The following is an 11432-nucleotide window of genomic DNA, read 5'->3' on the forward strand; positions in this document are numbered from 1 at the left end:
CTCCGAGCCACATCTCGTAACAGGACCTCCTGGGAATCTCGAATGGCCACCAAACTGTCTGACTTCGCCCTCCTCGACTCCGAAGACGCTGATGTCATCTCCCGCTCGAACGAGACGGGGATGTCGCTGGACCTGTCCAGGAGCGTGGTGGACCTGTTCAACCTCCAGGCCGGGAAGACGCCTGAAGCCGCGGCGTGTCTCGGCCGCCAGGGGCGCGTGACGTACGCGGAGCTGAACCGGCGGGCGAACCAGGTCGCGCATCACCTGCTGTCGCTGGGCGTCGGGCCGGATGTCCCCGTGGGGGTCCTGTTCGAGCGCTCCGCCGAGCAGCTCATCGCCATCCTGGGAATCCTCAAGGCGGGCGGGTGCTACGTCCCGCTGGATCCGCAGTATCCCTCCGACTACGTGCAGCAGGTCCTGACGGACGCCCGGCCCCGGATGGTGGTGGCGGACCGGCGGCTCGGCGAGCGCATGCTCTGGGGCGTGGACCAGCGCATCCACCTGGATGACGCCCAGCTCCTGGCGCGCGGGTCCCACGACCCCGGGGTGCGGGTGTCGCCGGAGCAGCTCGCGTACGTGATGTACACGTCGGGCTCGGCCGGGTTGCCCAAGGGCGTCATGGTGCCGCACCGCCAGATCCTCAACTGGCTGCACGCGGTCCTGGCGCGGGTGCCGTTCGGCGAGGACGAGGTCGTGGCCCAGAAGACCTCCACGTCGTTCGCCATCTCCGTGAAGGAGCTGTTCGCCGGGTTGGTGGTGGGGGTGCCCCAGGTCTTCATCGACGATGCCACGGTCCGCGACGTCGCCGGCTTCATCCGGGAGCTGGAGCAGTCGCGCGTCACGCGGCTGTACACCTTCCCCTCGCAGCTCGCCGAGCTGCTCTCGAGCGTCCATGGCGCCTACGAGCGCCTGCGCTCGCTGCGCCACCTTTACATCTCCATCGAGCCCTGCCCGACGGAGCTGCTGGCGAAGGTCCGGGCCGCCATGCCGTGGGTCACGCCCTGGTACATCTTCGGCTGCACGGAGATCAACGACGTCACGTACTGCGACCCGGCGGACCAGACGAGCAACACGGGCTTCGTGCCCATCGGGCGGCCCATCCGCAACACGCGGGTGTTCGTGCTCGACGAAGAGCTGCGGAAGGTGCCCGTCGGCGCGATGGGTGAGATGTACGTGGAGAGCCTCAGCCTCGCGCGGGGCTACTGGGGCCTGCCCGAGCTGACCGCGGAGCGGTTCATCGCGAACCCTCACGCCAACGACGGCTCGCGCCTCTACAAGACGGGCGACCTCGCCCGCTACCTGCCGGATGGCTCCCTGGAGTTCCTCGGGCGCCGGGACTACGAGGTGAAGATCCGCGGCTACCGCGTGGACGTGCGCCAGGTGGAGAAGGTCCTCGGCTCGCATCCCGACCTCCACGAGGTGGCGGTGGTGGGCTGGCCGCTCGGGGGGACCCAGCCGCAGTTGGTCGCCTACGTCGTGCCGAGGGTGAAGGGGGCGGCTCCCATCCAGGAGATCCGCGACTACCTGTCGGCCTCGCTGCCGGCCTACATGGTGCCCACGCTCTTCCAGGTCCTGGAGGCGCTGCCACGGCTGCCCAATGACAAGGTGGACCGGCTGAGCCTGCCGGAGCCGAAGGTGGAGCCGCAGGGCGAAGGGTACGTCCCGCCCCGGACGGCCACGGAGAAGGCGCTGGCGGAGATCTGGAGCGACGTCCTCAGCCAGGGCCGGGCCCCGGTGGAGGTGGGCGTCACGCACAACTTCTTCGAGCTGGGCGGCCACTCGCTGCTCGCCGCGCAGATGTTCTCTCGCATCCGGCAGAAGTTCGACCTGGAGCTGCCCATCAACACCCTGTTCGAGACGCCCGTGCTGGAGGGCTTCGCGAGCGCGGTGGACGCGGCGCTCGCCGGGCGCAACGGCCCCACCCAGGGGTTGATCAGCATGACGGACCGGGGCGAGGCGCTCCCGCTGTCGTACGTCCAGGAGCGGCTCTGGTTTATCCACGAGCACATGGTCGAGCAGCGGACCAGCTACAACGTCGCCTTCGCCTGTCACATGCGCGGCAAGGGGCTGTCGCTGCCCGCGCTGCGCGCCGCCATCAACGGGCTGGTGGCGCGCCACGAGACCTTCCGGACGACGTTCGTCGTGCCCGAGGGCGGCGGATACCCCGTCCAGCGGATCGCCGACTCGCTCTGGATCGAAGTCCCCCTCATCGAGGTCGAGGCGTCAGGCGTCGCGGCCCGCATGGCGGCCCACGCGGGCCATGTGTTCGACCTCGCGAAGGGGCCGCTGCTCAAGGTCTCGGTGCTGCGGGTGACGCCCGAGCACCACGTGTTCATGCTGAACATGCACCACCTCATCTGTGATGGGTGGTCCATCGACCTGCTGCTGCGGGACCTCTACGAGTTCTACATGGCGGCGGAGACGGGCTCGCAGCCGAACCTGCCGCCCCTGCCGCTCCAGTACGCGGACTACGCCGTGTGGCAGCGCAAGCAGGACCTCGGCGGCCAGCTCGACTACTGGAAGAGGACGCTCGAGGGCTATCAGGAGGGCCTGTCGCTTCCGTACGACTACGCCCGCCCGCCCAACAGGGCCTGGCGCGCCGCGAGCGTGCGGCACGCGTTCCCGGCCGAGCTCGCCGCCCGCCTGTCGGAGGTGAGCAAGAGCCACCAGGCGACGTTGTTCATGACGTTGATGGCCAGCACGGCCATCCTGCTCAACCGGTACTCGGGCCGCGAGGACCTGTGCGTGGGGACCACGGTGGCGGGGCGTGATCACCTCGAGCTCGAGAACCTGATCGGCTTCTTCGTCAACATCCTCGCCATCCGGGTCGACCTGCGCGGCAACCCCACCGCGGAGACGGTGCTCCAGCGGGTGCGGGCCCAGATGCTGGAGGGCATGAAGCACCGCGAGCTGCCGTTCGAGCACATCCTCGCGGCGCTGCAGAAGCAGCGCGACAGCAGCCAGATTCCGCTGGTGCCGGTGGTGATGCGCCACCAGAACTTCCCCACGGTCACCTCGCGGGACCTGGGGCGCGACCTGGGGGCGGGGGAGATCGAGTTCGGGGACCGGACGACGCCCAACGAGCTCGACCTCCAGTTCGCTGGCGACGGCAGCTCGCTGGAGGTGGTCGTCGAGTACGCGAAGGACCTGTTCTCCGAGCGGACCGTCCAGCGGCTCATCACGCACCTGCAGCAGGTGCTGCAGACGCTCGTGGACAAGCCGGACTGCCGGCTGACGGACTTCCCGCTGGTGACCGAGGACGTGCATCAGGGCGGCGCGTCCGGGGCGAAGGGCGGCAGGCTCGACCTGTCCAAGAGCCCCATCGCGCTCTTCAACGAGCGGGTGAAGGCCTCGCCGGACGCGGTCGCGTGCATGGGCGTGGAGGGGAGCCTGACCTACCGGGAGCTGGACCGGAGGTCCAACCAGGTCGCCCACCACCTGCGGGCGCGCGGGGTGAAGCGGGAGACGCGGGTGGGGCTGTTGTTCGAGCGCTCGCCGGACCTGCTGGTCGCGCTCCTGGGCATCCTCAAGGCCGGGGGCTGCTTCGTCCCGCTCGATCCCGGCTACCCGCAGGAGTACCTCGACACCATCGTCGCGGACGCGCGGCCGCACCTGGTGCTGTCGGGCCGCGCGTTGGGGGAGCGCCTGTCCAGGGCGGCCGGGCAGCGGCTGTACCTCGATGACGTCCTGGCCGCGTCCACGGACGTCAGCGAGCTCCCGGAGGCCACCGACCCGGAGCAGCTCATGTACGTCATGTACACGTCCGGCTCCACGGGCCTCCCGAAGGGGGTGCTCGTTCCCCACCGGCAGATCCTGAACTGGCTGTACCCCCTGTGGAAGCGGGTGCCCTTCGGGGAGGACGAGGTCGTGGCGCAGAAGACGTCCACGGCCTTCGCGGTCTCGATGAAGGAGCTGTTCTCGGGGCTCCTGGCGGGCGTGCCCCTGGCGTTCATCGACGGGGCGGTGGTCAAGGACGCGGAGGCCTTCGTGAGCCACCTGCAGCGGTGGCGCGTCACCCGGCTGTTCACGCTCCCGTCGCACCTGGAGTCCATCCTGTCCCACGTCCACGGCGTGGCGGAGCGCCTGGGCTCCCTGCGGCACGTCATCCTCGCGGGCGAGCCGTGCCCCGTGGAGCTGGTGGAGAAGCTGCGGGAGACGCTGCCGTCGTGCACGGCGTGGCTCAACTACGGCTGCACCGAGGTCAACGACATCACCTACTGCGCCCCGAACGAGCAGTTCCACAGCTCCGGTTTCGTGCCCATTGGCCGGCCCATCCAGCACACCCGGGCGATGGTGCTCGACGACGAGCTGCGGTCGCTGCCGGTGGGCATCATGGGCGAGCTCCACGTCGAGAGCCCGGGGACGGCGCGGGGCTATTGGGGGCAGCCGGAGCTGACGGCCGAGCGGTTCATCCCGAACCCGTTCGGCGAGCCCGGCAGCCGCCTCTACCGCACCGGCGACATGGCGCGGGTCCTCGAGGACGGCTCGCTGGAGTTCCTGGGGCGCCGGGACTACGAGGTGAAGATCCGCGGCCACCGCGTGGACGTCCGCCAGGTGGAGAAGTGCATGGCGGGCCACCCGGAGGTGCTCGAGTCGGCGGCGCTCGGCTGGCCCCGGGGCGCGAAGACGCCCCAACTGCTCGCGTACATCGTCACGAAGCCGGGGCACACCCTGTCCATCGAGGACATGCGGGAGTACCTGTCGGCCCGGCTGCCGACGTACATGGTGCCTACGCTCTACCTGTTCCTGCCGGCCCTGCCGCGGCTGCCCAACGGCAAGCTCGACCGGCTGGGGCTGCCGGAGCCCAAGAGCATCGAGGAGGGCGGTGACTACGTCGCCCCCCAGACGCCGACGGAGAAGACACTTTCGGGCCTGTGGTCCGAGTGCCTCAAGCAGGGCGACATGCCCGCGCCGCAGGTGGGCCGCTTGCACAACTTCTTCAACCTCGGTGGGCACTCGCTGCTGGCGCACCGGGTCCTGTCGCAGGTGCACCGGCATTTCGGCGTCAACCTGGGCATCCAGTCGCTGTTCGACTCGCCGGTGCTGAAGGACTTCGCGGCGACCGTGGACAAGGCGCTCGCGCCCGAATCGCCGGAAGGGGACGGCGCGGGTGTCGTGCACGAGGCCGGCGCGGAGGACTCCGTCATCGTGCCGCTCGCCACCCTCGGGACGCTGCCGAACCTGTTCTGCGTCCACCCCGTGGGCGGGCAGGTCACGGCCTACCGCGAGCTGGCCCTGGCGATGGGGAAGCACGCGCGGGTGTACGCGCTCCAGTCGGAGGGGGCCCGTGAGTTCAGCGCCATCGAGCCCCTGGCGCGCTTCTACGCGGACGCGATCCTCAAGGCCCAGCCCGACGGCGGCTACCGGCTCCTCGGGTGGTCTTCCGGCGGGCTCATCGCGCTGGCGATTGCCCGCGAACTGGAGCACCGGGGCTGCGCCGTGGAGTACGTGGGCCTGGTGGATTCAGCGCCCATCCCGAAGCTGGCGGGTGAGCGTGGCTGGGCGCCGTTGATCGCGGCGACCCACATCCTGGGCACGACGCGGGGCCGCGGCTTCTCCATCCCGGAGGTCGACGCCGCCCGGACGTTCCTCGAGTCGCGCGGCTGGAGCGAGGAGGTCTTCGTCTCGGAGGAGGGACCCGAGGCGCTGGAGGAGCTGGCGCGTCACTTCGGCATCTCCCTCTCCGAGGGCTCGTCGGAGTACCTCCTGGCCCGCCTCGAGACCGCGAAATACTACCTGTCGCTGTTCGCTGGCTTCACGCCGCAGACGCTCGGGCCGAAGACGGACCTCTACCTCTATGAGGCGGCGGAGCGGGCCGCGCTTCCCTCGAACGACGGCGCGAGCGGGTGGAGGGCGCCGCGGGCGAACGTCGTGCAGGTGCCGGGCAATCACTACACCGTCCTGCAGGGGGAGAACGCGCTGCGACTGGCGGGGCGGATCTCCGAGGTCCTGGCCGCGCCCGGCAGCGCGGCGGCGGCGAGGACCCGGGCTTCGTGACCCTTCCGCAACCCACCGGCAAAAGGAACTCCGCGCAGATGGACAATCGAGCGTTCGCATCCAACCCGCCGGCGCGCATGCGTGATGCGTATGCGGCGGTCCCCCAGGTCAAGGCCGAGTTCCCGTCGGACGTCGGCGTGCACCAGTTGTTCGAGCAGCAGGCGGACCGGCTCCCGGAGGCCGTCGCCGTGAGGTCGGGGGCCGAATCCCTCACCTACCGCGAGCTCAACCGCCGGGCCAATCAGCTCGCCCGCCACCTCGTGGCGAGCGGCGTGGTCCCGGGGGGGACGGTGGCCGTGCTGATGAACCGGACCCCCGCGTGTCTGGTTTCGCTGCTCGCCATCCTCAAGGCAGGCGCGGCGTACGTGCCGGTGGACGTGGGACTGCCCGCCATGCGGGTGGACTACATCCTGACGGACAGCGGCGCCACGTGCGTGCTGACCGACCGGGAATCGCGCTCCCGCCTGGACGCGGCGCGGTCGGCTTCGGCGCGCGTCATCGACGTGGATGACCCCGCCCTTTATGCGGGGGAGGGCCACGACCTGGGGCTCCCGGTCGCACCCGACCAGCAGGTCTACTGCATCTACACCTCGGGCTCGACGGGGCTGCCCAAGGGCGTGATGGTCCAGCACCGCGCGCTGATGAACTACGTCTGGTGGGCGAAGAAGCAGTACGTCACCGACGCGGTCGAAAGCTTCGCCCTCTACTCCTCGCTGTCGTTCGACCTCACGGTCACCTCCATCTTCGTGCCGTTGATCTCCGGGCGCTGCATCCAGGTGTACCCGGACCTGGGGGACGACGTGCCCGTCATCCACCGGGTCCTGGAGGACAACCAGGTCGACGTCGTGAAGCTCACGCCGGCCCACCTCGCGTTGCTGCGGAACACGGACCTGTCGCGAAGCCGGCTGAAGGTGCTCATCCTGGGAGGAGAGGACCTCCGGGCGGAGGTGGCGGGGGACGTCCACAAGCGGCTGGAGGGACGGGCGGTGCTCTACAACGAGTACGGCCCCACGGAGACCGTCGTGGGGTGCATGATCCACCGCTACGACCCCGCGGTGGACCTGCACGGGTCGGTGCCGATTGGAACGGGCATCGACAACGTCCGCATCTACCTGCTCGACGGGCGCCGGCGTCCCGTCAAGCCGGGGGAGATCGGGGAGCTCTACATCGGCGGCGCCGGGGTGACGCTGGGCTACAAGGGCAAGCCCCAGGTCACCGAGGAGCACTTCATCCCCAGTCCGTTCGTGGTGGGGGAGCGCCTGTACGTCAGCGGAGACCTGGGCCGGGTGAACGAGCGCGGCGACCTCGTCTTCCTGGGCCGGAAGGATCTGCAGATCAAGCTGCGGGGATACCGGATCGAGCTGGGAGAGATCGAGAGCGCGCTCCTCGCCTATCCGGGCGTCAAGGAGTGCACCGTCGATTCGACGAAGACGGCGCAGAACCCCGCCGCCGCCCAGCTCACCTACTGCACCCGGTGTGGGCTCGCGTCGAACTTCCCCAACACGACGTACTCCGCCGAGGGCGTCTGCAACCACTGCGAGGCCTTCGACAGGTATCGCGGCGTCGTCGACGACTACTTCAGCACCATGGATGAGCTGAAGGCGATCGTCACCGAGATGAAGGACCGCGGCCACGCGAAGTACGACTGCATCGTGGCGCTCAGCGGCGGCAAGGACAGCACGTACGCCCTCTGCCGGATGATCGACCTCGGCGCCCGGGTGTACGCCTTCACGTTGGACAACGGCTACATCTCGGAAGAGGCGAAGCAGAACATCAACCGGGTCGTGGCCAGGCTGGGAGTGGAGCACCGCTACCTCTCCACCCGCCACATGAACGAGATCTTCGTCGACAGCCTGAAGCGCCACAGCAACGTGTGCAACGGCTGCTTCAAGACCATCTACACGTTCGCCATCAACCTGGCGCAGGAGCTCGGCGTCAGGCACGTGGTGATGGGGTTGTCCAAGGGCCAGTTGTTCGAGACGCGCCTGTCGGCCCTGTTCCGCGCGTCGACCTTCGCCAACGACGCCTTCGAGAAGAGCCTGGTGGATGCGCGGAAGATCTACCACCGCATCGACGACGCCGTGAGCCGCCTGCTCGACACGACCCACGTCAAGGACGACAAGGTCATCGAGAACATCCGCTTCGTCGACTTCTACCGGTACTGCCACGCCAGCCGGCAGGAGATGTACGACTACATCGAGAAGACGGTCGAGTGGTCCAGGCCGGCGGACACCGGGCGGTCGACGAACTGCCTCCTCAACGACGTGGGCATCTACGTCCACAACAAGGAGCGCCGGTACCACAACTACTCGTTGCCCTATAGCTGGGACGTGCGGATGGGCCACATCAGCCGGGAAGAGGCGATGCGGGAGCTCGACGACTCGGCGGACATCGAGATCGCGAAGGTCGAAGGCATCATCCACGACCTCGGCTACGAGCTGAACGACCAGGTGGTGGGCTCGGCGGAAGCGCAGCTCGTCGCGTACTGCGTTTCGGACGAGGAGATCCCCGCGGCCGACCTGCGGCGGTTCCTGGCGGAGCGCCTGCCGGACTACATGGTGCCCCGGGCGTTCGTCCAACTGGACAGCCTTCCGCTGACGCCCAATGGCAAGGTCAACCGTCAGGCCCTGCCCAAGCCCGACCTGCAACGGACGGCGGACACCGGCGCGCACGCGGAGCCCCGGACGCCCGTGGAGCAGCAGTTGGCGGAGCTCTGGAAGGAAGTGCTGCAGATCGACAAGGTCGGGGTCCACGACAACTTCTTCGCGCTGGGCGGGCACTCGCTCCCCGCGCTCATGCTGCTCTACAAGATCGACAGTCAGTTCCAGAAGACGATCAGCATCGTGGAGTTCTCGCAGTCCCCCACCATCAGCGCGCTCGCGATGCAGTTGGGCGGTGGCGACCTCGGACCTTGAGGCCGCCCGCCCCTCTTGAGACTCCGTGGAGGACGCAATGACCGGCAACCTGGATAACGCGACGTGGCCCGTGGTCATCACGCCCGGCGAGCAGTCAATGCTGCTGGAGGACTGGGTCGCGGCCAACCGTGACGGGCTGGAGCGGCGGCTGACCGAGCACAAGGCCCTGCTCTTCCGAGGCTTCGGCAGCAGGAATGGCTTCGAGAGCATCGCCAACAGCTTCTTCGACCGGCGCCTCAACTACACCTACCGGTCAACGCCGCGGACGGACCTGGGGCAGAACCTCTACACGGCGACGGAGTACCCGAAGCAGTTGCCCATCCCGCAGCACTGCGAGAACGCCTACCAGCGCGACTGGCCGATGCGGCTGTTGTTCAACTGCGTGGAGCCGGCGAGCCGGGGAGGCCGGACGCCCCTGGCGGACATGAGCCGGGTGACGGCGATGATCCCCGCCGAAATCCAGGAGGAGTTCGAGCGCAAGCAGGTCCGGTACGTGCGCAACTACCGTGCGGGCGTGGACCTGCCCTGGCAGGAGGTCTTCGGAACGAGCAGCAAGGCCGAGGTCGAGAAGTTCTGCGCCGACCACGACATGGAATGCCAGTGGACCGAGGGGGGCCTGAGGACGATCCAGGTCTGCCAGGCCTTCGCGGCGCATCCGCTCACCGGAGAGAGGATCTGGTTCAACCAGGCCCACCTGTTCCATCTCTCCGCCTTGGACCCGGGCTCCCAGAAGATGATGCTGTCGTTCTTCGGGGAGAGCGGGCTGCCGCGCAACTCGTACTTCGGAGACGGGTCGCCCATCGGGAGCGACGTGCTCGAACCCATCCGCTCCGCCTTCGACCGGAACAAGGTCTCCTTCGAGTGGCGGAAGGACGACGTCTTGTTGATCGACAACATGCTGGTGTCGCACGGGAGGGATCCGTTCGAAGGCAGCCGGCGGGTGTTGGTCTGCATGGCGGAGCCGTATTCGGAGCTCCAGCAGCGCGCTTCCGCGAGGGCGGCGAGCTTCTAGGGCCGGCCCGGGTGGTGGCGTCGCTGTCGGCGTTGCGCAAACAGTTGGAGGAGTTCCTTGTCCAGAGTTTCGACGCTGCTGAAGGCCAGGCTGGACGGGTATGCGGACGGGCTGGAGCTGCCGTCCGACTACCTGCGGACGTCGAGCCAGACCTGGCGTGCGGCGACGTTCCACTACCGCTATCCGTCATCGCTGGTGAGGGGTGTGGCGGAGCTCGGCTGGGAGCACCCGTCGACGCTGTTCACGAGCCTGGTGGCGGGCCTCGCGGTGGTGCTGAACCGGTACACGGGCCGAGAGGACGTGTGCGTCGGGACGACAATGGCGAGCCCCGGACAAGAGGGGGCATTGGGGGGCCTGAATGGGACCTCCGCCGACATCCTGCCATTGCGACTGGACCTGTCGGGAGCGCCCAGCCTGGGCGAGGTGCTGCGGCGGACGAAGGCGGTGGTGGAGCGCCAGACGACCCCGTCCGAGCAAGCGCCGAGGCGGCAGCGGGACAACAGCCAGACGGCCTTCGGGGCCATCGTCGTGAGGCACCAGCGCTCCCCGACGTCGGAGGGTGAGCGCTCGGGAGAGCGGACGACAGCGAGCGAGCAGGACTGGCAGTTCTACGGAGACGGGTCCTCGCTGGAGCTGGTGCTGGAGTACGCGGCGGACCTCTTCAGCGAGAAGACAGTGCGGAGGATGGTGGAGCACCACCAGCGGGTGCTGGAGGCGCTGGTGGAGGGGCAGCCCGAGGTGCGGCTGCTGACGGAGGAGGAGGAGGGGCTCTACGAGAAGCTCAATGACACGTCGTTGCCGCTGGATGAGACGTGGAGCCTGGCGGAGACGTTCGAGCACCAGGTGCGAGCGACACCGGACGCGGTGGCGTGCATCGGCGTGGATGCGGGTGGCGGGCACCGGCAACTGACGTACCGGCAACTGAATGCGCGAGCCAACCAAGTGGCCCGGAGGCTGCGGGCGCTGGGAGTGGGCGCGGAGACGCGCGTTGCGGTCCTGAGTGAGCGCTCGCCGGAGTTGTTGGTGGCGATGCTGGCCATCTTCAAGGCGGGCGGCTGCTACGTGCCGGTGGACCCCGCGTACCCGCGCAACTACATCGAGCAGATCCTGGCGGATGCGACGCCGCAGGTGGTGCTGGGCCGCAGGGGCCATGCGGAAAGCATGCGCGTGGACGTGTGTCTGGACGAGCCACTCGAGGAGGCCGACGGGGAGGAGGCCGCGCGGCCCGCGAGCCGGCAGTTGGCGTGCCTGATGTACACGTCGGGCTCCACGGGCAAGCCGAAGGGCGTGATGGTGCCGTTCAGCCAGTTGCACAACTGGCTGGAGGCGGGGCACCGGCGCTCCGCCTACGAGCCGGGCGAGGTGGTGCTGCAGAAGACAGCCATCGCGTTCGCGGTGTCGGTGAAGGAGCTGCTGGGCGGGCTGCTGGCGGGAGTGGCGCAGGTGATGGTGCCCGAGGCGCTGGTGAAGGACAGCGCGGCGCTGGCGGGGCTGATTGAGCGCTGGCG

General features: G+C 68.8%; 4 protein-coding genes. All 4 read left to right on the forward strand.

Annotated elements, in window-relative coordinates; all coding sequences use genetic code 11:
• The first annotated feature begins 42 nt into the window (after positions 1-42).
• On the forward strand, positions 43-5997 hold the full coding sequence (locus K8612_RS37285; RefSeq protein ID WP_223765719.1) for a non-ribosomal peptide synthetase: 5955 nt from the start codon (positions 43-45) through the stop codon (positions 5995-5997).
• A gap of 38 nt (positions 5998-6035) precedes the next feature.
• Positions 6036-8912, forward strand: coding sequence for an amino acid adenylation domain-containing protein (locus tag K8612_RS37290; RefSeq protein WP_223744747.1), 2877 nt, complete (start codon positions 6036-6038; stop codon positions 8910-8912).
• 37 nt (positions 8913-8949) lie between these two features.
• Positions 8950-9924, forward strand: a complete 975-nt coding sequence (locus tag K8612_RS37295) for a TauD/TfdA family dioxygenase (protein WP_223765720.1) — start codon at positions 8950-8952, stop codon at positions 9922-9924.
• A gap of 57 nt (positions 9925-9981) precedes the next feature.
• Positions 9982-11432: AMP-binding protein (locus tag K8612_RS37300; protein ID WP_223765721.1), on the forward strand; the 1451-nt coding region annotated here is incomplete at its 3' end.

This window comes from Corallococcus sp. AS-1-6, assembly GCF_020037015.1.
Taxonomy (GTDB): Bacteria; Myxococcota; Myxococcia; order Myxococcales; family Myxococcaceae; genus Corallococcus.

What these genes read in the sequence shown, in the direction of transcription:
- K8612_RS37295 (WP_223765720.1), top strand. Translation starts at nt 8,950, where the DNA reads ATGACCGGCAACCTGGATAACGCGACGTGGCCCGTGGTCATCACGCCC.
- K8612_RS37285 (WP_223765719.1), top strand. Translation starts at nt 43, where the DNA reads ATGGCCACCAAACTGTCTGACTTCGCCCTCCTCGACTCCGAAGACGCT.
- K8612_RS37290 (WP_223744747.1), top strand. Translation starts at nt 6,036, where the DNA reads ATGGACAATCGAGCGTTCGCATCCAACCCGCCGGCGCGCATGCGTGAT.